This window comes from Arthrobacter sp. Sr24 (assembly GCF_054511175.1).
Genome location: NZ_JBTNDB010000001.1, coordinates 47214 through 69782 on the forward strand (window position 1 = coordinate 47214; position 22569 = coordinate 69782).

A 22569-nucleotide genomic window follows, 5' to 3' on the forward strand; every position below is an offset into this window, starting at 1 on the left:
AGCTATTAACTCGTGAGCGCAGAAAATACCCTTTCCCCTGAACCCAGTGACGTTTCCGAGCAAATGCTTGTCCGTATGGACAAACGTGCCAAATTGCTTGAGCGAGGCGAACAGGCCTACCCGGTTGGGGTGGCGCGAACCCACACCCTAGAAGAAATTCGGGCCAAGTACCCGGAGCTGGAAGCCGATACTGCCACGGGTGAGATCGCTGGCGTTAGTGGCCGCGTCGTGTACGTGCGCAACAAGGGCAAGCTGTGCTTCGCCACACTGCAATCAGGCTCAGGCGTGCGCCTGCAGATCATGCTCTCCTTCGCCAATGTGGGCGAAGAGGCTCTGGCCAACTGGAAGTCACTGGTTGACCTTGGCGACCACGTCTTTATCAAGGGAGAGATCATCAGCTCCCGCACCGGCGAGCTCTCCATCATGGCTGCCGAGTGGGCTATGGCCTCCAAGGCGCTGCGTCCGATGCCCGTCTTGCACGCAGAACTCTCCGAGGAAATGCGCGTCCGCCAGCGCTACGTGGACCTCATTGTCCGTGACACTGCTCGCGAGCAGGTCAAGAAGCGTTCCTCCATTGTTAAAGCAATCCGTGACACGCTCCACGGCGAAGAGTACATCGAGCTGGAAACCCCCATTTTGCAGCTCATCCACGGCGGCGCCTCGGCCCGACCGTTCCATACGCACCTCAACGCTTTTGACCAGCCCATGACTTTGCGGATCGCCATAGAGCTGTTCTTGAAGCGTGCAGTTGTTGGCGGCATGGACAAGGTCTTCGAAGTTGGGCGAATCTTCCGTAACGAAGGCGTTGATTCAACGCATAGCCCGGAATTCACCATGCTGGAAGCCTATGAAGCATATGGCGATCAATTCACCATGGCTAAAACCATGCAACGTATTATTCTTGCCGCAGCAGATGCTGTTGGCTCGCGAATCATTGAAACTGATCAAGGTCAAATTAACCTCGATGGCGAATGGCCTTGGTTGCCCGTATACGAAGGTCTTTCCAATGCTGTTGGCAAGGAAATTACTCCCGAGACAACTGCTGATGAATTGCGCGCCATTGCGCAAGAGCGTGACATCAAGATTGATTCGGCCTGGGACGCTGAGAAACTAGTCACCGAACTCTTTGGTGAAATTGTTGAACCTACACTAATTCAGCCCACCTTCGTTTGTGATTATCCGCCGTCGGCGCAGCCGTTGGCCCGCCCGCACCGTGACAAGCCAAACCTCATTGAGGCGTGGGATTTGATTATTGGCGGTACAGAGACTGGTACCGCATTCTCCGAGCTGGTTGATCCGGTTATTCAAAGGGACCGCCTCACCAAGCAGTCTCTTGCAGCAGCGGCTGGGGATCCTGAAGCTATGCAATTGGATGAGGACTTCCTGAGGGCCTTGGAATATGGCGCACCGCCCATGGGTGGGCTGGGGCTGGGGGTAGACCGTTTGGTGATGTTATTCACCGGCGTTGGTATTCGTGAAGCTATTCTCTTCCCCTTGATGAAGCCAGAGCAGGAGTAGTAAGTAATATGGAATATGTTGCAGTTATTGTGCCTTCCCTAGGCGTTGGTGCCATTTTCTACTTTGCCATGAAGGCGATATTCAATGCTGATCGTGCGGAACGTGATGCGTTGGCGCAAGCTGAAAGTGAAGTAGATTCCAAAGGTGAACACGGCGTTTAGTGCCTCGTGCAGTAATAGGTCTTTGACGTGAAAGAGTTTTCCAACCATAATTGTTTGTGAAGTATTCATTTACACTATGTGAGGCGAGCAATCCCTATGGCACAGAAAATTCACATCACCCTTGTGGACGATATTGACCAGAGCGCGGCCGACGAGAACGTCACCTTCGGGCTTGATGGCATCAATTATGAAATTGATCTATCAGCGGAGAACGCGGCAGCATTGCGCGAGTCATTGGCCTCGTATATTGCTTCCGGCCGTCGCGTTGGTGGCCGTGCTGTGCGGGGCCGCGGTCCCGCAGCACCCAAGGCTGGCAGCGATGTAGCAGCGATCCGCGCATGGGCCCGGGAAAATGGCTACACGGTGCAGGAGCGAGGCCGTATCCAGGCCGAGATCCGCGATGCCTACTACGCAGCTCAGGGTAACTAGCAACAGATATTTTCGCCCTGGAACAGGGCAGTGCAACGGCGGCATCACCTCACCAAGGTGGTGCCGCCGTCGTACTTTAAAAGCCACAACGCATGGGCAGGAAGCAATTTGCTATTTCCCCTGTGGCGAACACGCCCCCATAGTGCCCGGGTACTGCGTAGCATCAAAGTACGCAGTAAAAGGAGTGTGGCGAAATGTTTGAGCGATTTACTGATCGAGCCCGACGTGTTGTTGTGCTGGCCCAAGAAGAGGCCCGCATGCTCAACCACAATTACATTGGCACCGAGCATATTCTGCTCGGTCTCATCCATGAGGGTGAGGGTGTTGCCGCTAAGGCCTTAGAGTCTTTGAACATTTCGCTGGACGGTGTCCGTGAACAGGTTCAGGAAATCATTGGTCAGGGCCAGCAAGCACCTAGCGGGCACATCCCGTTCACCCCGCGCGCCAAGAAAGTTCTAGAGCTTTCGCTGCGTGAGGCGCTACAGCTGGGCCATAACTACATTGGCACCGAGCACATTCTGCTCGGGTTGATCCGTGAAGGTGAAGGCGTTGCCGCCCAGGTGCTGGTGAAGCTCGGTGCCGATCTGGGCCGTGTGCGCCAGCAGGTCAACCAGTTGCTTTCCGGCTACCAGGGCAAGGAACCTGCCGCAAGTGGCGGCGGCCAGCAGCCCGAAGGTACCCCCGCAGGCTCAGTTGTACTGGACCAGTTTGGCCGGAACCTGACTCAGGCAGCGCGTGAAAACAAGCTTGACCCGGTCATTGGGCGCGAGCATGAGATGGAACGCGTCATGCAGATCCTCTCGCGCCGCACCAAGAACAACCCCGTGCTGATTGGTGAGCCCGGCGTTGGTAAGACTGCCGTTGTTGAAGGTTTGGCTCAGGCCATTGTGCGCGGCGACGTGCCAGAGACCATCAAGGACAAGCAGCTCTACACCCTTGACTTGGGTTCACTGGTGGCTGGTTCACGCTACCGCGGTGACTTCGAAGAGCGACTCAAGAAGGTCCTCAAGGAAATCCGCACCCGCGGTGACATCATCCTGTTCATCGATGAAATCCACACCCTTGTGGGTGCCGGTGCCGCCGAAGGCGCCATCGATGCTGCCTCGATCCTCAAGCCCATGTTGGCTCGTGGCGAGCTGCAGACCATCGGTGCCACCACCTTGGATGAGTACCGCAAGCACATTGAGAAGGATGCTGCGCTTGAGCGCCGCTTCCAGCCCATCCAGGTTATGGAACCCACGGTTCCGCTGACCATTGAGATCCTCAAGGGCCTGCGTGATCGCTACGAGGCACACCACCGCGTCTCGATCACCGACGGCGCCCTGACGGCGGCTGCCACTTTGGCTGACCGATACATCAGTGACCGCTTCCTGCCGGATAAGGCCATTGACTTGATCGATGAGGCCGGTGCGCGTCTGCGCATCCGTCGCATGACCGCTCCTCCGGAGCTCAAGGCGATGGATGGTGAAATTGCTGCCGTCAAGAAGCGCAAGGAAGACGCCATTGACGCCCAGGACTTTGAAGGTGCTGCGTCGTTGCGCGATGACGAGCAGAAGCTCATCACCGCCCGTGCCGAGAAGGAACGCCAGTGGAAGTCCGGTGGCCTCGATGAGATCTCCGAGGTTGACGAGGAACTCATCGCCGAAGTTCTAGCGAACTCCACCGGTATTCCGGTCTTCAAGCTGACCGAGGCCGAGTCTACGCGTCTGCTCAAGATGGAAGATGAACTGCACAAGCGTGTGGTGGGTCAGAATGAGGCCATCAAGTCCATTTCGCAGGCTATTCGCCGAACGCGTTCAGGTTTGAAGGATCCCAAGCGCCCAGGTGGATCGTTCATCTTCGCCGGTCCCACCGGTGTTGGTAAGACCGAGCTGGCCAAGGCCTTGGCTGAGTTCCTCTTCGGCGACGAAGACGCCCTCATTACCTTGGACATGTCCGAGTACTCCGAAAAGCACACGGTTTCGCGTCTCTTCGGTGCGCCTCCGGGCTACGTTGGCTACGAAGAAGGTGGCCAGCTGACCGAGAAGGTCCGCCGCCGTCCGTTCTCCGTCGTGCTCTTCGATGAGGTGGAGAAGGCTCACGCCGATCTGTTCAACTCGCTGCTGCAGATTCTGGAAGACGGTCGCCTGACCGACAGCCAGGGCCGTGTAGTGGACTTCAAGAACACCATCATCATCATGACCACCAACTTGGGAACGCGCGATATTTCCAAGTCGATCGCCACTGGTTTCCAGTCCGGTTCGGATACGCAGACCGGCTACAACCGGATGAAGGCACGCGTCTCGGAGGAGCTCAAGCAGCACTTCCGTCCCGAGTTCTTGAACCGTGTCGATGACGTTGTGGTCTTCCCGCAGCTGACTCAGGATGAGATCATCGAGATCGTGGACCTGATGGTTGCACGTCTGGAGACTCGCTTGGCGGATAAGGGCATGGGCATTGAGCTCACGCCCGCCGCCAAGGTCCTGTTGGCCACTAAGGGCTACGATCCCGCGATGGGTGCCCGGCCGTTGCGCCGCACCATCCAGCGCGAGATTGAGGATCACCTCTCCGAGAAGATCCTGTTCGGTGAGCTCAAGGATGGCGACATCATCAGCGTTGACGTTGAAGGCGAGGGCGATACGGCAAAGTTCACTTTTGTGGGCACAGCCAAGCCGACCATTCCCGAAGCCATCACGGCCTCAGCTTAGATGTAAGAGGCTGCCGAATGTCCCAGTTCGCGCTGGGCGGATAGGACGGCAGTGAAGCACGACGGCGGCATCCTCCCTTTGTGGGGAGGGTGCCGCTTTCGCGTGTGGACCGTTCGAATGGCGGGTTGTCCCCGCGGGGCGGCGCGTCGACGGCGGTTGTAAGTTCTGCCGTACCTCGTAGGCAATCTCCGCTTTCTCGTGCGGCGGCACGGAGGCGAGGGCTCAAGAGTCATAGACTAAAACGGTGAGTTCACAAATTTCTGCCCCCGTTGTCCTTCGCCCTGCCCGCACCGAAGATGTCCATGCGATCAAGCGCCTCGTCGCGCCCTTGGCCGAGCGACGAATTTTGATTTCCAAAGAGTCGGTGACCTACTTTGAGGCTATCCAGGAATTTTGGATCGCCGAGGTGGACGGTGAGACGGTTGGCTGCGGTGCCCTCCACGTCATGTGGGAAGACTTGGCCGAAATCCGCACCCTTGCTACAGCAGATTCCTGGCGCGGTAAAGGAGTTGGCCGGGCCATCGTGGAAAAACTGCTGGACAATGGCAGGGCCCTTGGCGTCAACCGCGTCTTTTGCCTGACCTTTGAAGTGGACTTCTTCATCCGCAACGGATTCACTGTCATGGCCAATCAGAGCCCCATTGACCCTGAGGTCTATTCGGAACTGCTGCGTTCCGCCGATGAAGGCATTGCAGAATTCTTGGACTTGGCACGCGTCAAACCCAATACATTGGGCAACACCAGAATGATCTGCCAGCTCTGACTTCAGGCGGAGTGTCCCTACCATCTGCCGTTTCCCCCGGGTAGGGTTCACAGTGGGCGGCAGTGAGGCCGGTCCGCCGCCAATCGCTGTGATTCGGAGAGTTTCGACATGAAAAAGCTCATCAATGATCCCAAAGCTGTACTTATTGAATCGGTGGAAGGGTTTGGTCTGGCGCACGCCGACCATGTAACCGTCCACCCCGATCCTTTGTTTATTACGCGTAAAAATGCGCCCAGGGCAGGGAAAGTCGGTCTGGTATCCGGCGGTGGCAGTGGGCATGAGCCGCTGCACGCAGGGTACGTAGGTTTCGGAATGCTTGATGCCGCAGTCCCTGGCGCCATGTTCACCTCGCCCACACCTGATGCGATTATCCCGGCCACCATCGCCGCCAACACAGGCGCTGGCGTGGTTCATATTGTGAAGAATTACACCGGTGACGTGCTGAACTTTGAGACGGCAGCAGAGATGGCTGAGGCTGAGGGCGTCCAGGTTCGCACCATCCTAGTGAACGACGACGTTGCGGTGGAAGATTCGCTGTACACGGCTGGGCGCCGCGGCGTGGCCGGAACTGTTTTGGTAGAGAAGATTGCCGGTGCTGCTGCCGAGCGTGGAGATGACCTCGACGCCGTTACCGCCATTGGACAGCGAGTCAACGACAACGTGCGCAGCATGGGCGTGGCTCTGTCCGCATGCACGGTCCCGCATGCGGGCGTTCCCAGTTTTGAACTTGCCGATGACGAGATTGAGATTGGCATTGGCATCCATGGGGAGCCCGGCCGGCGCCGGATCCCCATGGAAAACGCAGACGCCATCACCGATCACCTGCTGGAACCGATCCTTGCGGACCTCAAGCCCAGCGCTGGAGAGAAGGTGCTCCTATTCGTCAACGGAATGGGTGGCACCCCCACCAGCGAGCTCTACATTGTTTACCGGCATGCAGCCAAGGTTCTTGAAGAGGCCGGCTTGGTGGTGGAGCGTTCATTGGTGGGCAACTACATCACGGCATTGGAGATGCAGGGCTGCTCCATCTCGGTGCTGCGTTTGGATGATGAAATGACCGAGTTATGGGACGCCCCGGTGAACACGCCGGCGCTGCGATGGGGGATGTAAATGAGCCAAATTCTTGATGCTGCCTGGGCACAGCGCTGGTTGCGCCTCTCCGCCGCGGTGATCGCGGAGAACCGGATGGCCCTGATTGAACTTGACCGGGCCATTGGCGACGGTGATCACGGCGAGAATATGGACCGTGGTTTCAGTGCCATTCTTGAAAAGCTCGACGCCGAGTCGCCAGCCACTCCTGGTGCGGCCTTTAAACTGGCGGCCATGACGTTGATGTCAAAGGTAGGTGGAGCTGCTGGGCCGTTGTACGGCACGGCGTTCTTGCGTGCTGGAACGGCTGTTGGTGATGCCGCCGAGCTGGATGCGAACACCCTTGCACAGGCTCTGGCAGCAGCTCGGGACGGCGTGGTTGCCCGAGGTAAGGCCGCGGTGGGTGAGAAAACCATGATCGACGCGTGGACTCCTGCCGTCGACGCGGCCGCCGCCGCCGTAGCTTCCGGTGCGGACCCGTTGGCGGTTCTGGAAGCCGCAGCGGCAGCCGCTGAAGCGGGGGCGGTTTCCACGGATCCGTTGATTGCTCGCAAGGGGCGGGCTAGCTATTTGGGGGAGCGTGCCATTGGGCATCGCGATCCTGGAGCTGCCTCATCGGCACTCATTTTGCGTGCTGCCGTTCAGGCTGCCGAGGAGACAGCATGAGAGTGGGGCTGGTAATCGTCTCGCACAGCGAAAAGCTGGCGGCTGGAGTGGTTGAGCTGGCGGCCCAGATGGCCCCAGATGTGACCCTAGTTGCCGCCGGAGGAATGGACGACGGCGGCATTGGGACTTCGCTGGAAAAGGTCATGACCGCGATTGGGCTGGCTGATACCGGAGCCGGTGCCGTGGTTCTCAGTGATCTTGGCTCGGCTGTCATGACGGCTGAGTCTGCTCTGGAATTCTTGGGAAGTCCACAAACAGTGTTGCTGGCAGATGCGCCCCTGGTTGAGGGTGCCATTGCGGCAGCGGTTTCGGCCCAATCGGGCGCTTCTGCAGAAGCTATACGCAAGGCTGCTGAGACTGCGCTTGCTCCGGCCCCGAGGGCCGAGCCCCAAGAAGTTGTGAGCCAAGATGTTGGGGCCGAGCCTGCCGCCACGGCGTGGCTCACTCTCATCAATCCGATGGGGCTGCACGCCCGCCCGGCGGCCACCTTGGCTGGTGAGCTGGGCGCCATGGATGTGGAGATTGAGATCAATGGCGTTGACGGGCAATCGGTCATGATGCTGATGACACTCGGCGCGGGGCAGGGGACTGAACTGAACGTTTCAGCAACGGGTCCCGACGCGCAGCGGGCTGTGGATCTGGTACGCAGCCAAGTGGAAGCCGGATTCGGCGAGATCTGAATTTCGCGGAGGTCGCGGCGGTCTCGGCAGGGGACAGTTCCCTCGCGGGCAGTAAGATTTCCTCGGTCGCTGGGCGACCTTAGAAATCCATCCCCGCTCCGGGAACGGTCTCCTGCCTCTCCCGTGCGCCTGGCCTCGTGCGCCGTCCCGGTACTTTACTTCGGCCTTCGCGCTCAGTTCGGTAGGTGATAGCCGGCTTCGGATAGTTGGGCTAGGCCGTCTACCACTAGCCCCGCGAGGGCGCGCTCTAGCTGGGGTGCGTGGGTGTTCAACTTGTGCAATTTGCCCAATTCAGGAGCCACCTCGGCGTGGAGTTTGGCGGCCTCCGAGTCCCACAAGAGATCGGCGTGGATGGGTGAACTGGCTGCCCGCAACACTGCCATAACCGCCCCGCGCACCTGTCTGTCCGTGCCCGCCCAAGGCTGTCCCTTGGGGATGTAAGTGGGCTCGGGCTGGCCGGCGGCAATCCACGCGCACTGCTCCAATACCGGGCACTGCTCGCATTTGGGGCTGCGGGCCGTGCAAATAACAGCGCCCAACTCCATGACCGCAGCGTTCCAGAGGACCGACTCGGCATCGTCATCGGGCAACAGATCCGTGGCTAGAGATGTCTCGGCTGCAGTCAGAGCTGGTGCCGGCAGAGCCTGACCGATAACGAGCCGGGCGTGAACGCGGCGGATATTGGTGTCCACCACTGTGGTGCGTCGGCCAAAGGCGAAGGCGGCAACCGCAGCAGCCGTGTACGTCCCCACGCCGGGAAGCGCGAGAAGTTCTGGGTAGGTGTCGGGGACGGCGCCGTCGTGCTTATCAACAATTTCCGCCGCTGCAGCGTGCAAGCGCAGCGCCCGTCGTGGGTAGCCCAGTTTGCCCCAAGCGCGCAGTACATCCGCGGCCGGTGCTGCGGCGAAGTCAGTAGGGGTTGGCCAGCGTGCCAGCCATTGCTTCCACACTGGCTGCACCCTAACCACCGGCGTTTGCTGCAGCATGATCTCGCTGACCAGGATTCCCCACGCAGAACAGTTGCGGCGCCACGGCAAGTCCCGGGCCTCACGCTGGAACCAGGTGTTGATGATCTCGTGCAGGGCGGCTGGCGAGACCTTGGGTGAAAAAGCGGTGGTCATGGGTTTCCTTGCAACGACACCTGCGGCAATGGCATGAGCAGTTCTGCCAGGTGGATCTTCAGCCCGTAGGCGAGTCAATAGATTGAGTACCTTGTGATGCTATCAGCCACAAAACTTTCACCACCGACCGCAGGCGACGGGCTCCAGTTGATTGCGTCTGGAAGCTGTGGATCGTAGCGGCTTGGCGGCGTGGTTGGTCCGGGCATGCCCCTTGCTTCGCTAGGCTTGAGTACATGGGTACAACAGGCAAATCCGGACGAGGCAAGGGAACTTCTGCTGCGCCCGCGGGTAGGCCTGCTGGAAAATCAACTGCCGAAGCACCGTCTAGGCCCAAAGTTTCCGCCAAGGTGTACCGACGCCGTCGCATCGTAGCGGGTGTGATGGCACTGCTAGTCATTGCCGCTTTAGTAGTTGGCGGATTCTTTGTCGCGGGATTGTTTGGTGCCAACGCCCAAGATGACGCCCAGAGCGGTGTGGCGGGGGGTGGCAGTACCGGGCAAGCCAAGCCGCCGGCCAAGCTGGGCACACCGCCGTCGGCCGTGTGCGACGAGGCCGGGATCAAGGTCAGCGCAAGTGCGGATAAGCCAAGCTACGCCGGCGAAGAGAAGCCTGTTTTGACCTTGCAGGTGACTAATTCTGGGAAGGCCCATTGTGATATTAACGTGGGCACGAGCCAAATGGAATTCGTGATCACCAGCGGTGACGACATTATTTTCAACTCCAAATTTTGCCAAACAGAAGCCACAGATTTGGTCAAAAATCTGGCCCCGGGCGCATCGGAGAAAGCCAATATGGTGTGGAACCTAAACCGCACTGCACCGGAGTGCGCCAAGGTGGTTTCCGAGCCAGGGCGGGGCGGGGCCACTTACGCCCTCGTGGCGACGTTAGGGAAATGGTCAAGCCAGAAGGTCACGTTCACTTTGCAGTAGCTGAACTGGCGGCCGGTGGCTGTTAGAGGAAACGGTCCAAGAGGCTGGCTTCGGCGATGCGGGAGAGGCCTTCGCGCACATTGCGGGCCCGAAGTTCTCCAATGCCATCGACCATCATGAGCTCGTCAATTGTGGCCGCCATCAAGTTCTGCAGGCCGCCAAAGTGGTCAACGAGGCGTCCGGCGATGGCGCCCGGGACGGCTTTGAGACCCGAGACTAGGCGGTAGCCGCGCGGCTGAATGATGGCATCGATAGAATCATGGCCAGTGATCAGGCCAACCACGCCAGCAATCAAGCTCAGGTCAATGAGATCAGCCTGATCGATCTCCTGCAGGGCAGCGACAGCTGCATCAACATCTGTTGTTTCGGGGTCGGTGTAATCGCGGATCACCATGTCGGCGCCGGAGCCGCGCGTGGTGGAAAGCTCTTCCAGCTGGAGGGACAGCAATCGTCCGTCAACACCGAGTTCCAGAACGTACTGGGCGATTTCTTCGGAAATACGGCGGACCATCTCGTGACGCTGCAATGTGACAGCCACGTCGCGGACCGTGACCATGGCCTCGATTTCAAGTGCCGACAATGAACTGGTCACCTGATCCAGCCGGGCCCGGTAACGCTCCAAAGTGGCCAAGGCTTGGTTGGCGCGGGCCAGAACCTTTTCTGAGCCTTCCAGCACGTAGCGCAGGCCGTCAACGTAGAGGGCAATGATCTGCATTGATTGGCTGACAGAAACTACCGGGACACCTGTTTGAATGGCGACTCGTTCAGCTGTGCGGTGCCGGGTTCCGGACTCTTGGGTTTCAATGCTGGGGTCTGGAACCAGTTGAACGGCTGCCCGGATGATCTTGGTGACGTCCTTGTCGCAGACTATGGCACCGTCCATTTTGGCCAGCTCACGAAGACTCGTGGGGGCAAAATCAATACCAATCTCAAAACCGCCGGAGCACAGGCTCTCAATGGTTCTATCATTTCCGAGCACAATGAGCGCTCCCGTGCGACCTCGAAGAATGCGTTCCAAACCATCACGCAGCGGAGTTCCTGGCGCGACACGGGCAAGCGTGGCTTTCAAGGCCTCTTCGGGGCTGCGAATCATGGGCGGTTCCTTCTTTTCAAGCGCGGGAATCCGCACAAGTCACTGTCCCTATAGTACGTGGCCTTATACACCTTTCTGGCTCACAGAGCCTCCGGACGCGCGCATCTTGACCGATCCGTGTCATTGAGAGTCCTAAAGCTCCTAAAGGTGCAGTAGCAGCTCCGTTGCCTCGGCAATGTGCTCGATCTCCTTCACCGTAAAATCCGGGGGTATGGGGCCAGGACCGGCGGTACTTTGCGGCACCAGCGCGTGCGTGTAACCCAAACGGCTGGCCTCCTGGATACGCTGATTAATCCCCGGTACCGGCCGCACCTCGCCAGCCAGCCCCACCTCACCAAAGGCAACCATCTTGGGGTGGACAATCTTGTTGGTCTTGGCAGAAACGATGGAAAGCGCCACCGCCAGATCCATAGCCGGTTCACTCAGCCGAGCTCCGCCCACCGTGGCGACAAAACTGTCGTCAGCGTCCAAGCGCAACCCGGCCCGCTGCTGGAGGACGGCTAAAAGCATACCGACCCGGGTGGAGTCCAAACCGCTGACCGTGCGCCGTGGCTGTGAGCCCAGAGCCGGCGTCAATAGTGCCTGCACTTCGGCGAGCAAGGGCCGGCGCCCTTCCATAGTGACGGTGATGCAGGTTCCGGAAACGGGTTGTGAGGTACGGGAAGTGAAAAGACCGCTGGGATCGGCCAGCCCCTCGATGCCGGTGTCCGTCAAGTCGAAGCAGCCCACCTCATCGGTTTGCCCGTACCGATTCTTCACGGCACGCAACAGACGCAGGCGGGAGTGGCGTTCGCCGTCAAACTGGCAGACTACGTCCACTAAATGCTCCAGTAGACGGGGCCCGGCGATGGAACCGTCCTTGGTCACATGACCTACGAGGAGTGTGGTCATGTTGAGGCGCTTGGCGGCGGCGATGAGAGAAGCCGCCACCTCTCGAACCTGCGAGACCCCACCAGCCGCGCCGTCCACCATGGCGCTACTGAATGTTTGCACCGAATCCACGATTAGCAAGGCCGGCTGCACAGATTCAACCTGACCCAGCGCGGTGCCAAGGTCCGTCTCGGCGCCTAGATACAGGGTGTCCGCCACGGCGCCAATGCGCTCGGCCCGCAACTTGACCTGAGCCGCTGATTCTTCACCCGTCAAATACAGCACCTTCTGCGGTGCCTGGCCGTGGTCATTACGAGCAAACTTTGCGGCCACATCCAGCAACAGCGTGGACTTGCCGACGCCGGGTTCCCCTGCCAGCAAGATGACAGCACCGGGCACCATGCCGCCACCCAGGACGCGGTCCAGTTCGGGTATGCCCGTTAGATTGTGGGCGGCTTGGGACGCGTCGACCTCCGAGATCAGCTGTGCCGGTCGCACCACAGTAGTGGCAGCGGTGGTCCTGACGGTGACAGTGCCGATCTCTTCCAAGGTGCCCCAGGCCTGGCATTCACCACAGCGCCCCACCCATTTGACGGCTGTCCAGCCGCATTCTGTGCAGCGGAAGTTCTGCCCCGAGTTTGTTTTTGCGTTCTTTGTAGCCATGGTTCCACCCTACTGCCGGGTACCGACACCGGGCTGCTGGATACTAGGGGGCGCCCTGGGCGCGACGGGGCACATGGGTGAGGTGTCCGGCGTCGAACTTTCCGGAAAGGCTACAGATCTGGCAGCACGGAGCGGGCCTCAGAAGGCTCCATATCTGCAGCCTCCAACAGATCCACCATGAGGGTGCGGAATAGCAACACCACCGTCTCGCCCTCCATGCGCGTGATTTCCAGTGCGGTGGGGTGCAGGCGGCTGGCGATATCGGCTAGCGCATCCCGGGCGTGACTCAGCGTTGAACGGGACTTCGTGTCAGAGAGGGCTGCGCCCAGCTCATCCACCGCGGAAGCGGTCTCGCTGAGAATATCGGCCAGATGCATGGATCCGGTGTCGGACAGCGCCGCATTGTTGATGACACTTGCCAGCCGCCGGGCCAGGACCCGGCTTGAACGCATGGCGTAATCCACCCGCACCATCAGCTTCGCCAGGCCCTCGACTTCATCGCGGTGGCGGCGGTACATGGGGGAGAGTCGGGCAATTTCGACGGAACCGTGTAGACCCTGACGCATGGCGTCAATGCGGGTTTGCTGGCCACGGGCACGGACCAGGGCATGCCATGCGGTGGTGGAGTCGTTGTAGGAAACCGCCGAGGCGCACTCTCGCAGGACGAGGGAGAGCTCGCTGAGGACTTCCTTGAGATCATCCTTGGGTTCACGGCGCGGGTCTCGGGGCAGGAGGAATGTGGCGGCCAAGGCGAAGCAGCCGCCCACAATAGCGTCGATGCTGCGCGTAAAGGGCCCGCCGGCCGGAATGGGAAGCAGCACGACAAGGAGAGATTGCAGGGCCAGCTGGGTGGTGAAAATGGCGCCGCTATCCAGGAACCTCGCCAACAGAATGGACAAGAAAAGCACTAGGAGTGCCTGCCAAATCCCGGCACCGAGCCAATGCAGCAAGAGATCGCCCACGGCGATGCCCAAGGTGCAGCCCAATCCGACTTCCAGCACTCGCCGCAGGCGCGGATCCCGCGAGAATCCCAACGCGACAATGGCGCTGGTAGCGGCAAATAGGGGCCCTTGGTGACCCAGCACCAACTCCGAGAAGTAGTATGCAGACACGGCGCAGATGGCAATAACCAAAGCTGGAAGGACAGAGTTGGCGCTCCGGCGCAGGCCCAAGCGGGCGCGCCGCTTCAGAAAAAGGACTGTTTCGGCAGAGCGGGTTGACGGTGCCTGGGCTGACTCTGGCATGGTGCCTAGTCTATGCGCGAAAAGCGGCCTCCCCGGTAGCGGCTATGTGCTGCTACCGGGGAGGCCGCTCTTTAGATTAGAACTGGATGCCCGTAGTTGGCGTGACTACTCCAGATCCTCGTTGAAGCGTGCCAGAACGCTTGCGAACTGACGGACCTCACTCACTTCCCACTGGGACAGCCGATCGAAGAGTTTTTGGCGGGTCGCCTCCTGTGCCAATTCGAAGCGTTCGTGTGCGGCTGGGGTCAGTGCCACAATCATCGCCCGCCCGTCGTCGGGATCTGGCGTACGGGTAATCAGTTCCAGCGCTTCCATCTGTTTCAGTATGCGGCTGACCACGGCCTTGTCGGCGTCCAGTACTTGAGCCAGGGTTAGCTGATGCACGGGGCCGCGATGCGAAAGCACCATCATGGCCGAAAAACCCATTGGCTTGAGTTCGGGATGGATGATTGCGGCCCGGGTGGCAATGCTCTTCCTGGCTCGGACCAGCATCGTTCCAATTTGCTGCTGGGCCGACTTGACGGCCTCAGCCATGTTTTCTTCGGCTACTTCTGTGGTGGCTGGGCTGGTGGATTCAGTACGCGGGGGGTCACTTGGCTCGCTGGGGGTGCTCACTTGCGCACCGTGAGATCTTCAGTGTTTGGGGTGATGGCCACGGACGCTTCGCTAACATCGACCAGTACCTGCTCGGCTTCCTGTACGAGAGAGACCGTGGTGGCTGCCTCGGCGTCGCTCTTGGCACGCTCTTCACGGGTCTGGCTACTCAGCTCCAAGTTGGGCAGGAACACAATGGCCAGGATTGTCAGAATGCTCAAGGGTGCAGCGATGAGGAAGACATGTCCCACGGCATCCCCGTAGGCCGATTCGATAATGACGCGTACGGATTCAGGCAGGCTGTGCACGGCCGGGATGTTGCCGCTGGCCAGGGCCGCGGCAATGTCCTTGCCCTTTTCGCCAAGTCCGGCGATGGTTGCCTGAAGCTCAGCGGATTTGCCGGCCAATAGCTCAGCGACCTTAGTAGCCATTAGGGCACCAAGGACCGAAACACCGATGGTGCCGCCCAAGGAACGGAAGAACGCAACGCCGGAGCTTGCCACGCCGATTTCCTTCGGGGTCACGGCGTTCTGGACGATCAGCACCAGGTTCTGCATGACCATGCCCAAGCCAGCGCCAAGGATGAACATGTAGACCGAAACCAGCACGAAGTTGGTGTCGTAGTGAATGGTGCTCAGGGTGAACAGGCCCACGAGCTGCAGGATTGAACCTGTCACCATGATGGCCTTCCACTTACCGTGCTTGGAGATCATGGCGCCGGCAATGGTGGAGATGATCAGCAGGCCGGCCATCATGGGGATGGTCATCAGGCCTGACTGGGTGGCATTGGCGCCACGGGCCAGCTGCATGTACTGGGCCAAGAAGACCGAGGTGCCGAACATGGACACGCCCACCGAGATGGAGGCGACCACAGACAAGGTGAAGGTGCTGTTCTTGAACATGGTCAGCGGCAGGATCGGCTCGGTGGACTTGAGTTCCACGAAAACGAAGGCGAGCAGGGCGACAACGGCGCCTACAACCATCAAGATGCTGGGTGTGCTGATCCAATCGAATTGGCTTCCAGCCAGCGTTACCCAGATCAGTAGTAGGGAGACGCCCGCTGTTAGAAGGACGATGCCCGCGTAGTCAATGGAAACCTTGCGCTTGGCCTGAACCGGCAGGCGCAGTGTCTTTTGGATCAAAATGATGGCCACGACGGCGAACGGCAGCGCTACGAAGAAGTTCCAGCGCCAGTTGATGGCATCTGTGATGAAGCCGCCAATGAGCGGGCCACCCACGGTGCCCAGGGCCATGACGGCGCCGAAGAGGCCCATGTACTTGCCGCGCTCGCGGGGAGAGATGATGTCCGCCATGACGATCTGAGTCAAGGCCGTCAAGCCACCCGCACCTAGACCTTGGAATACGCGCATGGTGATAAGCATCGAGGTGTCTTGTGAGAAGCCAGCAATGGCTGACGCTATGACGAAGATCAGCAAGGACAGTTGCAGGAGCAGCTTACGGTTGGTCAAGTCAGCGAGTTTGCCCCAAATGGGGGTGGAGATGGTGGTTGCCAGCAGCGTGGCGGTGACCACCCAGGTGTAAGAAGTCTGGCTGCCATTGAGATCGGAAATGATGACAGGAAGTGAGGTGGAGACAACAGTTCCGGCGAGGATCGAGACGAACATGCCCATGAGTAGGCCCGTCAGGGATTGCATCACCTGACGGTGTGTCATCCCCGAGGCGGTCAGCGCGGGAGCTGCCTTTGCGGTGGATATTTTCTGAGACAAAAAAGGCTCCATAAAAAGTGAGTAAATGGTTGATTGATATCAACTATATATATGTAGTTGTCCTTGAGCAACTACTTTTTGTGTGAGCTGAATCAAGTTCACATCGGCAGGCTGGGCGATCATGCCTCAAAATGTCCGGAAAGTGACCGACGTCGCACATGATTTCGCAGAATCCCTAAATCGTTAACCCTCCGTTCACCTAAGCGGGGCCATGGCTTCACTTGAGCCTCCTATTCTCGAAGAGTAATGAACAGGCAATGCAACCCATCGAAGAGGTAAAAGCGTGAAGGCACTTCACATTGGCCGCGTGGCAGCAGTACTCACCGTCGGCGCACTGGCACTTTCAGCATGCGGCACGGACAACGTCGTGACTCCGGCTGGCGACAGCACCTCGGCTAACGCCGGGCCCTCCGCTACCGGCACCTTGACCGGAACGGGTGCCAGCTCCATCTCCGCAGCCATGGACGCCTGGAAGGCTGGCTTCGAGTCTACGAACTCCGACGCCAAGATCCAGTACTCTCCCGAAGGCTCGGGCGCAGGCCGCAAGGCACTCATTGCAGGCGCAGTTCAGTTTGCTGGCTCCGACGCATACTTGAAGGACGAAGAAATGGTCTCGGCCCAGGAAAAGTGCGGTCCCGAAGGCGCCATCAACATCCCTTGGTACATTTCCCCGATCGCTGTGGCGTTCAACGTAGAAGGCGTCAAGGAGCTCAAGCTCGACGCCGACACCATCGCCAAGATCTTCCGCGGCGACATCAAGAACTGGAACGACGCCGCCATCAAGGCTGCCAACCCGGACGCTACTCTGCCGGACCTAGCCATCACCCCCGTGCACCGCTCGGATAACTCGGGCACCACCGAGAACTTCACCGACTACTTGGCAGCAGCTGCTTCCACGGTCTGGACCGACGAGAAGTCAGGCGACTGGCCCACAGCACTTCCGGGTGAAAACGCTAAGGGCACCTCAGGTGTTGTCAAGACTGTTACCGAGACCGCTGGCGCCGTCACCTACGCTGATGACTCAGCCGTAACCGAAGCCCTGGGCAAGGTGGCGCTGAAGGTTGGCGAGTCATTCGTTCCCGTCAGCTCAGAAGCTGCCGCCGCAGCAGTTGACGCCGCAGCCGTCGTTGAGGGCCGCTCGGCCAACGACCTTTCGCTGAAGCTGGACCGTGCTACGACCGCTGATGGCGCCTACCCGGCCATCCTTGTTTCTTACGGTCTCTTCTGCGCTTCCTACCCTGATCAGGAGACCGCCGATCTGGTCAAGGCTTTTGGTAGCTTTGTCCTGAGCGATGAGGGTCAGAAGCAGTCGGCAGACGCCGCCAAGAGCGCGCCCCTGTCAGCTGAATTGGCTGCAAAGGCCCAAGCTTCAATTGATTCCATTACTGTAGCCAAGTAAGCATCAGCAACTAAGTTTCAATAGAAAGTACTAGATTGTCCACCACAAAGCTCGTACCCAAAGCGGGAGCTGGGCATGCCGGGACAGGCCGCATCGGAGATAAAGTATTCTCCGGTGCGGCTTTGGCCGCCGGTGCGCTCATCGTTGCCGTGCTGTTTGCCGTGGCATTGTTCCTCATTGTTCAGGCACTGCCGACCTTTGGCGCGGCGTCTGCGGACATCACCGGAGGTGAGGGGTTCTTCTCCTACATCTTCCCGATTGTCATTGGCACCCTGATTGCCGCCACGATCGCCTTGCTTATTGCTACTCCCATCGGAGTGGCGGTGGCGTTGTTCATCTCGCATTACGCTCCACGCAATCTGGCTCGTGTTCTGGGCTATGTGGTGGACCTGCTAGCTGCCATTCCCTCGGTTATTTACGGTGCCTGGGGTGCGAGCTTTCTGGCCTCCTCGCTCAAGGGGCCGTACGCCTGGCTGGCCGAAAATGCTGGCTGGATTCCCATTTTCGCCGGACCTGCCTCTGGCACTGGAAAGACCATTTTGACCGCGGGCATAGTCTTGGCCGTCATGGTGCTTCCCATCATTGCCTCATTGACTCGGGAGATTTTCCTGCAAGCACCCATGCTGCACCAAGAAGCGGCGTTGGCATTAGGGGCAACCCGGTGGGAAATGATCCGTATGGCTGTTCTCCCCTTCGCCCGTGGCGGCATTATCAGCGCCGTCATGTTGGGCCTTGGCCGTGCCCTTGGTGAGACCATGGCGGTGGCACTGGTGCTTTCCTCCGGACCGCTGATCGCATCTTTGATCCGCTCCGGTAACCAAACCATCGCCGCCGAAATTGCCCTCAATTTCCCTGAGGCGTTCGGATTGCGCATGCATGAACTCATCGCCGCCGGTCTGGTGCTCTTCCTCATCACGCTGGTGGTCAACATGGTGGCCCGCGGGATCATCAACCGACACAAAGAATTCTCGGGAGCCAACTAATGGCCACGCTCATGACCGAACGCAAACGGTCCGCCCTCACCCGCGGCCGTCTGCCGCGCTACACCCCGTATGTGATTGCAGCGGCGGCCATCATTATCGCCGCCGCGCTCATGGCACTCATCGGCTTCAACACCTTTGGGTGGGGCGTACTCTCAGCTGTCTTGTTTGCAACAGGCAACGTCATCAGCTCAGCCCTGGTTGAAGGCCGCCGCAAGGCTGTCGACAAGCTGGCTACCTCCTTGGTTTACGGAGCCTTCCTGATCGCCTTGCTCCCGCTGGTGTCAGTGATCTGGACCGTTCTAGTCAATGGCGTCCCCGGCCTGCTGGCCCCCGGATTCCTCAGCAGTTCCATGAACGGTGTGACTGGCACCGTCGACAACGCCTCCGTTGCAAATGGCACACCCGTTGTCGGTGGCATCTACCATGCGCTGGTTGGCTCCGTGTTGATCACTCTCTGGGCCACTCTTATTTCAGTACCAGTGGGCCTGATGACCGCCATTTACTTGGTGGAATACGGTGCAGATAACAAGTTCTCCAAGGTCATCACCTTCCTGGTCGACGTTATGACGGGCATTCCCTCCATCGTCGCCGGCTTGTTCGCAGCAGCCTTCTTTGCCCTGATCATGGGGCCAGGTACCAAGACCGGGTTCGTGGCCGCCGTCGCACTGTCAGTGCTGATGATCCCCGTTGTGGTGCGCTCCAGCGAGGAAATGCTCAAGATTGTCCCCAATGAGCTGCGCGAGGCCGCTTACGCGCTGGGTGTGCGCAAGTGGCGGACCATCGCAAAGGTGGTCATTCCCACGGCGATCTCCGGCATTGCCTCCGGCGTCACCTTGGCCATTGCTCGCGTGATTGGTGAGACAGCCCCGTTGCTAGTTACCGCAGGATTCGCCAGCAGCATCAATATGAATGTTTTTGCTGGGTGGATGTCCTCGCTTCCCACTTTTATCTACACTCAGATCATGACGCCCACCTCGCCGTCGAACGCTGACCCCTCAACTCAGCGTGCCTGGGCCGCAGCCCTGCTGTTGATCATCCTTGTCATGCTTCTCAACCTTGGTGCCCGCCTGGTCGCGCGCATCTTTGCGCCGAAGACCGGCCGCTAAATTCTTCTGAACGGAATACCCACCATGTCAAAACGCATTGACGTTAGCGATCTGAACGTTTACTACAGCGACTTCCGCGCCGTTGAAGACGTCAACATCACCATCGAAGCAAAGTCCGTCACGGCCTTCATTGGCCCGTCAGGTTGTGGCAAGTCCACCTTCTTGCGCACCCTGAACCGCATGCACGAGGTCATCCCCGGTGCCCGCGTCGAGGGTAAGGTCCTGCTCGACGGCGACAACCTGTACGGCGAAGGTGTTGACCCGGTGACGGTCCGAAGCCAGATCGGGATGGTCTTCCAGCGCCCCAACCCGTTCCCCACCATGAGCATCCGCGACAACGTGCTGGCCGGCGTCAAGCTCAACAGCCGACGTATGCCGAAGTCCGACGCCGATATTCTCGTCGAGAAGTCCCTCCGTGGCGCCAACCTGTGGAACGAGGTCAAGGACCGCCTCGAGAAGCCCGGCTCCGGCCTCTCCGGTGGACAGCAGCAGCGCCTGTGCATTGCGCGCGCCATCGCCGTATCCCCGGACGTGATCCTGATGGATGAGCCCTGCTCCGCCCTGGACCCCATTTCCACGCTCGCCATCGAGGACCTCATCAATGAGCTCAAGGACGAGTACACAGTGGTCATCGTGACGCACAATATGCAGCAGGCCGCCCGCGTGTCCGACAAGACCGCATTCTTCAACATTGCCGGCACCGGTAAGCCCGGCAAGCTCATTGAGTACGCCGACACGGCCACCATCTTCAACAACCCGTCGGAGAAGTCCACCGAAGATTACGTCTCCGGTCGCTTCGGATAACAAGCGTTTCGTCCCGCTTGGGGGCACACGGGCGTTTGAGCTCCTCCCATCTACGACGCCGACCCTCACCTGTGCGGTGAGGGTCGGCGTCGTACTTGTTTAGGGCAATATAGCGTTGGCTGCCACCGCGTGTGTCCTTATGCGCCGGGCTGACCGCGGGTTCGGCGCATACTGAATTTCGTGTGTTCTCATGCGCTGGGCTGACCGCGGGTTCGGCGCATGTTGAATTTCGGGTGTCTTTATGTGCTGGACTGACCGCGGGTCTGGCGCATGCTAGCTTGTGCGCCAGATACGGAGCGAGTTCAGCGCATAAGGAAGACCGCGTATCGGGGACACGGGTGAGAAACCGCGAGTGAGGCAAACCTCGGCGCTTACCCCAGTGGCGAGAGGGCCAGGAAGAACAGCACTCCCAGAGCCACGCAAACCACAGGGGTGGCGATCCAGGCGCTGGCGATGCGGAGTAAAACCCGCCCGTTCGTGGCAGCGAAACGCTGATTCGCTCCGGCTCCCGCAATAGCTGCGGTGACCGCGTGTGTGGTTGACAGTGGCATGTGCAGCACAATCGCACCAATGAAAAGCAGCCCGGCACCAAGCATCTGGGCTACGGAGCCGCGCAAGGGATCGATTCGCACCAGGCGGTGGCCGAGGGTGTAGGAGATGCGCCAGCCCCCAAACAAGGTCCCCACGGCAAGCAGCACCGCAGTGAAAATCGGCACCCACAGCGGCAATTCGCCAGACCCAATCGTGCCGGCCGCCACGAGTGCCAACAAGACCACCGCTGTGGTGCGCTGGCCATCCTGCAACCCGTGCCCAAAAGCCACTGCTGCCCCCGCCACTGACTGAAGTTGTCGAGCACGCCGGTTGACTCGGTTCGGGGCCATATTCCGGGCCATCCAAGACGAGGGGTACACGGCGGCGAAACCCAGGATAAACGCCACCATCGGCGACAGGATCAGGGGTAGTAGCACCAGGGACCACATGGTGACATTGATGCCGTCAAGGGTGCGGTGCCCGATAAAGGCCGAGCCCAATGAGGCGCCTATCAAGGAACTGATCAGTGCATGCGTCGATGATGACGGAAACCCGCGCCACCACAGGAAAATACCCCACAAGGAGGCGGAAATGAGGGCCGCTAGGAGAAGGATCAGCCCGTCCTTGCCCTCGGGGACGATAAAAAGTTTGTCCGCAAAAATGCTTGTGAGGACCACGCTGGCCAGTGCGCCCAAACAGTTAAACAGAGCAGCCAGCAGCACCGCCACATTAGCCGTCAAGGCCCGGGTTCGCACCGAAAGAGCGACGGCGGCCGAGGCATCGCGGAAACCGTTCAGAAACGCAAAGACTGCGGCCGAGACGACCACGGCACCGAGCAGGAACGCGATCAATCTCAGGATTCCTTGACGATGATGCTGCCCACCTGGGTGGCGACTGTGCGCATTTGACGGCTGGCTGCTGCCAATTGGTCAGAGAGGCTGCGATATTTTGTAAACGTTGTGGCGCTGTGGGACTCCAGTAATTCTGCGACGACCACTCGGTGGGTGTGATCGGCTCGTTTTGCTAGCCGCAGCACCTCCAGCCAATAGTCCTCAAGGCTGTCTAGATCGTTGAGTGACTTCATTGCCGTGGAGGTCAGCTCCGCCTGACGGGCGAGGATTTCCAACTGATCGCTCATGCGGGTGGGAATGCGGTCAAGGACGTAGAGCCCGATCAGTTCACCTGCGCCGGTAAGAAACTCACTGGTTTCATTCAAGAGCTGGCCCAGCGTGTAGAGATCCTCGCGGGGGAGCGGGTTGATGAAGCTGGTACGCATGGTCGTCAGGAGAGTGGCGAAGTTTGCAGTTGATTCCGCTTCCTGCTTGCGTAGAGATTCTGTCAAAGGGCCGAAGCCAGACCGGCCTGCACCCAACAGCTCTGCCAGGGTTTGGGTACCAGCCAAGATCTGGTCTGACATTTGGGCCAGTGCCTGCAACCCTGCAGTCTCTTGGGGGAAAAGTCGCAACTTCACGGCGAGACCTTTGTTGTAGCGGATTGACAGGGAAAATCCGG

General features: G+C 59.5%; 21 protein-coding genes. 13 read left to right on the forward strand and 8 right to left on the reverse strand.

From position 1 onward, the window contains the following. The first annotated feature begins 63 nt into the window (after positions 1–63). The 8 genes from lysS to dhaM all read left to right on the forward strand — a co-directional run bounded on the left by lysS (position 64) and on the right by dhaM (position 7993). Positions 64–1518, forward strand: coding sequence for a lysine--tRNA ligase (gene lysS / locus ACX80D_RS00260; RefSeq protein WP_459320884.1), 1455 nt, complete (start codon positions 64–66; stop codon positions 1516–1518). 8 nt (positions 1519–1526) lie between these two features. After that, positions 1527–1679: a hypothetical protein gene (locus ACX80D_RS00265; RefSeq protein WP_459320533.1), complete on the forward strand. Its 153-nt coding sequence runs from the start codon at positions 1527–1529 to the stop codon at positions 1677–1679. A 96-nt stretch (positions 1680–1775) separates the two neighbouring features. Further along, a complete protein-coding gene (locus ACX80D_RS00270; RefSeq protein WP_459320534.1) occupies positions 1776–2108 on the forward strand; it encodes a histone-like nucleoid-structuring protein Lsr2 in 333 nt (110 codons plus the stop codon). Positions 2109–2302: 194 nt separating this feature from the next. Beyond that, on the forward strand, positions 2303–4795 hold the full coding sequence (locus ACX80D_RS00275; protein WP_459320535.1) for an ATP-dependent Clp protease ATP-binding subunit: 2493 nt from the start codon (positions 2303–2305) through the stop codon (positions 4793–4795). 244 nt (positions 4796–5039) lie between these two features. Continuing rightward, positions 5040–5558, forward strand: a complete 519-nt coding sequence (locus tag ACX80D_RS00280) for an amino-acid N-acetyltransferase (RefSeq protein ID WP_459320536.1) — start codon at positions 5040–5042, stop codon at positions 5556–5558. 108 nt (positions 5559–5666) lie between these two features. After that, positions 5667–6668 carry a dihydroxyacetone kinase subunit DhaK gene (dhaK, locus tag ACX80D_RS00285; protein WP_459320537.1) on the forward strand — a complete coding sequence of 334 codons (1002 nt, stop codon included), beginning with the start codon at positions 5667–5669 and terminating at the stop codon, positions 6666–6668. Then, entirely contained in the window at positions 6669–7313 is a 645-nt protein-coding gene (gene dhaL, locus ACX80D_RS00290) for a dihydroxyacetone kinase subunit DhaL (protein ID WP_459320539.1), read from the forward strand. Further along, a complete protein-coding gene (gene dhaM / locus ACX80D_RS00295) occupies positions 7310–7993 on the forward strand; it encodes a dihydroxyacetone kinase phosphoryl donor subunit DhaM (protein WP_459320540.1) in 684 nt (227 codons plus the stop codon). Before dhaL ends, dhaM begins: the two co-directional genes overlap by 4 nt. A 173-nt stretch (positions 7994–8166) precedes the next feature. Here dhaM and ACX80D_RS00300 read toward each other — a convergent pair whose 3' ends face one another. Continuing rightward, the gene (locus tag ACX80D_RS00300) at positions 8167–9114 is read right to left on the reverse strand and encodes an HhH-GPD family protein (protein WP_459320541.1); all 948 of its coding nucleotides are present in this window, start codon (positions 9112–9114) and stop codon (positions 8167–8169) included. 233 nt (positions 9115–9347) lie between these two features. Here ACX80D_RS00300 and ACX80D_RS00305 point away from each other — a divergent pair, with 233 nt between their 5' ends. Further along, positions 9348–10043, forward strand: a complete 696-nt coding sequence (locus tag ACX80D_RS00305) for a hypothetical protein (RefSeq protein WP_459320542.1) — start codon at positions 9348–9350, stop codon at positions 10041–10043. A gap of 22 nt (positions 10044–10065) precedes the next feature. On the opposite strand, the gene disA is transcribed toward ACX80D_RS00305, so the two are convergent. The 5 genes from disA to ACX80D_RS00330 form a co-directional block, all read right to left on the reverse strand. Continuing rightward, positions 10066–11136, reverse strand: a complete 1071-nt coding sequence (gene disA / locus ACX80D_RS00310; protein WP_459320543.1) for a DNA integrity scanning diadenylate cyclase DisA — start codon at positions 11134–11136, stop codon at positions 10066–10068. Between the two features lie 141 nt (positions 11137–11277). Beyond that, positions 11278–12669, reverse strand: a complete 1392-nt coding sequence (gene radA / locus ACX80D_RS00315; protein WP_459320544.1) for a DNA repair protein RadA — start codon at positions 12667–12669, stop codon at positions 11278–11280. 110 nt (positions 12670–12779) lie between these two features. After that, positions 12780–13913: an FUSC family protein gene (locus ACX80D_RS00320; protein WP_459320545.1), complete on the reverse strand. Its 1134-nt coding sequence runs from the start codon at positions 13911–13913 to the stop codon at positions 12780–12782. A 105-nt stretch (positions 13914–14018) separates the two neighbouring features. Further along, entirely contained in the window at positions 14019–14528 is a 510-nt protein-coding gene (locus ACX80D_RS00325) for a MarR family winged helix-turn-helix transcriptional regulator (protein ID WP_459320546.1), read from the reverse strand. Next, positions 14525–16180 (reverse strand): MDR family MFS transporter, encoded by a 1656-nt coding sequence (locus ACX80D_RS00330; RefSeq protein WP_459320885.1) that lies wholly within the window; start codon positions 16178–16180, stop codon positions 14525–14527. Before ACX80D_RS00330 ends, ACX80D_RS00325 begins: the two co-directional genes overlap by 4 nt. A 337-nt stretch (positions 16181–16517) precedes the next feature. Here ACX80D_RS00330 and pstS point away from each other — a divergent pair, with 337 nt between their 5' ends. The 4 genes from pstS to pstB are packed head-to-tail and all read left to right on the forward strand — an operon-like array spanning position 16518 to position 20526. Further along, a complete protein-coding gene (gene pstS, locus ACX80D_RS00335) occupies positions 16518–17633 on the forward strand; it encodes a phosphate ABC transporter substrate-binding protein PstS (protein WP_459320547.1) in 1116 nt (371 codons plus the stop codon). 35 nt (positions 17634–17668) lie between these two features. Continuing rightward, positions 17669–18616 carry a phosphate ABC transporter permease subunit PstC gene (pstC, locus tag ACX80D_RS00340; protein ID WP_459320548.1) on the forward strand — a complete coding sequence of 316 codons (948 nt, stop codon included), beginning with the start codon at positions 17669–17671 and terminating at the stop codon, positions 18614–18616. Further along, positions 18616–19722, forward strand: coding sequence for a phosphate ABC transporter permease PstA (pstA, locus tag ACX80D_RS00345; RefSeq protein ID WP_459320549.1), 1107 nt, complete (start codon positions 18616–18618; stop codon positions 19720–19722). Before pstC ends, pstA begins: the two co-directional genes overlap by 1 nt. A 24-nt stretch (positions 19723–19746) precedes the next feature. Next, a complete protein-coding gene (gene pstB, locus ACX80D_RS00350; protein ID WP_459320550.1) occupies positions 19747–20526 on the forward strand; it encodes a phosphate ABC transporter ATP-binding protein PstB in 780 nt (259 codons plus the stop codon). A gap of 371 nt (positions 20527–20897) precedes the next feature. Here the strand turns inward: pstB and ACX80D_RS00355 are convergent, their stop codons facing one another. Continuing rightward, the gene (locus ACX80D_RS00355) at positions 20898–21908 is read right to left on the reverse strand and encodes an inorganic phosphate transporter (protein WP_459320551.1); all 1011 of its coding nucleotides are present in this window, start codon (positions 21906–21908) and stop codon (positions 20898–20900) included. A gap of 2 nt (positions 21909–21910) precedes the next feature. Then, positions 21911–22528: a DUF47 domain-containing protein gene (locus ACX80D_RS00360; RefSeq protein ID WP_459320552.1), complete on the reverse strand. Its 618-nt coding sequence runs from the start codon at positions 22526–22528 to the stop codon at positions 21911–21913. Positions 22529–22569: the final 41 nt, after the last annotated feature.

Excerpts from the sequence above, each read along its gene's own strand:
- lysS (WP_459320884.1), top strand. The coding sequence starts at position 64 with ATGCTTGTCCGTATGGACAAACGTGCCAAATTGCTTGAGCGAGGCGAA.
- ACX80D_RS00265 (WP_459320533.1), top strand. The coding sequence starts at position 1,527 with ATGGAATATGTTGCAGTTATTGTGCCTTCCCTAGGCGTTGGTGCCATT.
- ACX80D_RS00270 (WP_459320534.1), top strand. The coding sequence starts at position 1,776 with ATGGCACAGAAAATTCACATCACCCTTGTGGACGATATTGACCAGAGC.
- ACX80D_RS00275 (WP_459320535.1), top strand. The coding sequence starts at position 2,303 with ATGTTTGAGCGATTTACTGATCGAGCCCGACGTGTTGTTGTGCTGGCC.
- dhaK (WP_459320537.1), top strand. The coding sequence starts at position 5,667 with ATGAAAAAGCTCATCAATGATCCCAAAGCTGTACTTATTGAATCGGTG.
- dhaL (WP_459320539.1), top strand. The coding sequence starts at position 6,669 with ATGAGCCAAATTCTTGATGCTGCCTGGGCACAGCGCTGGTTGCGCCTC.
- dhaM (WP_459320540.1), top strand. The coding sequence starts at position 7,310 with ATGAGAGTGGGGCTGGTAATCGTCTCGCACAGCGAAAAGCTGGCGGCT.
- ACX80D_RS00300 (WP_459320541.1), bottom strand. The coding sequence starts at position 9,114 with ATGACCACCGCTTTTTCACCCAAGGTCTCGCCAGCCGCCCTGCACGAG.
- ACX80D_RS00305 (WP_459320542.1), top strand. The coding sequence starts at position 9,348 with ATGGGTACAACAGGCAAATCCGGACGAGGCAAGGGAACTTCTGCTGCG.
- disA (WP_459320543.1), bottom strand. The coding sequence starts at position 11,136 with ATGATTCGCAGCCCCGAAGAGGCCTTGAAAGCCACGCTTGCCCGTGTC.
- radA (WP_459320544.1), bottom strand. The coding sequence starts at position 12,669 with ATGGCTACAAAGAACGCAAAAACAAACTCGGGGCAGAACTTCCGCTGC.
- ACX80D_RS00320 (WP_459320545.1), bottom strand. The coding sequence starts at position 13,913 with ATGCCAGAGTCAGCCCAGGCACCGTCAACCCGCTCTGCCGAAACAGTC.
- ACX80D_RS00330 (WP_459320885.1), bottom strand. The coding sequence starts at position 16,180 with ATGACACACCGTCAGGTGATGCAATCCCTGACGGGCCTACTCATGGGC.
- pstA (WP_459320549.1), top strand. The coding sequence starts at position 18,616 with ATGGCCACGCTCATGACCGAACGCAAACGGTCCGCCCTCACCCGCGGC.
- pstB (WP_459320550.1), top strand. The coding sequence starts at position 19,747 with ATGTCAAAACGCATTGACGTTAGCGATCTGAACGTTTACTACAGCGAC.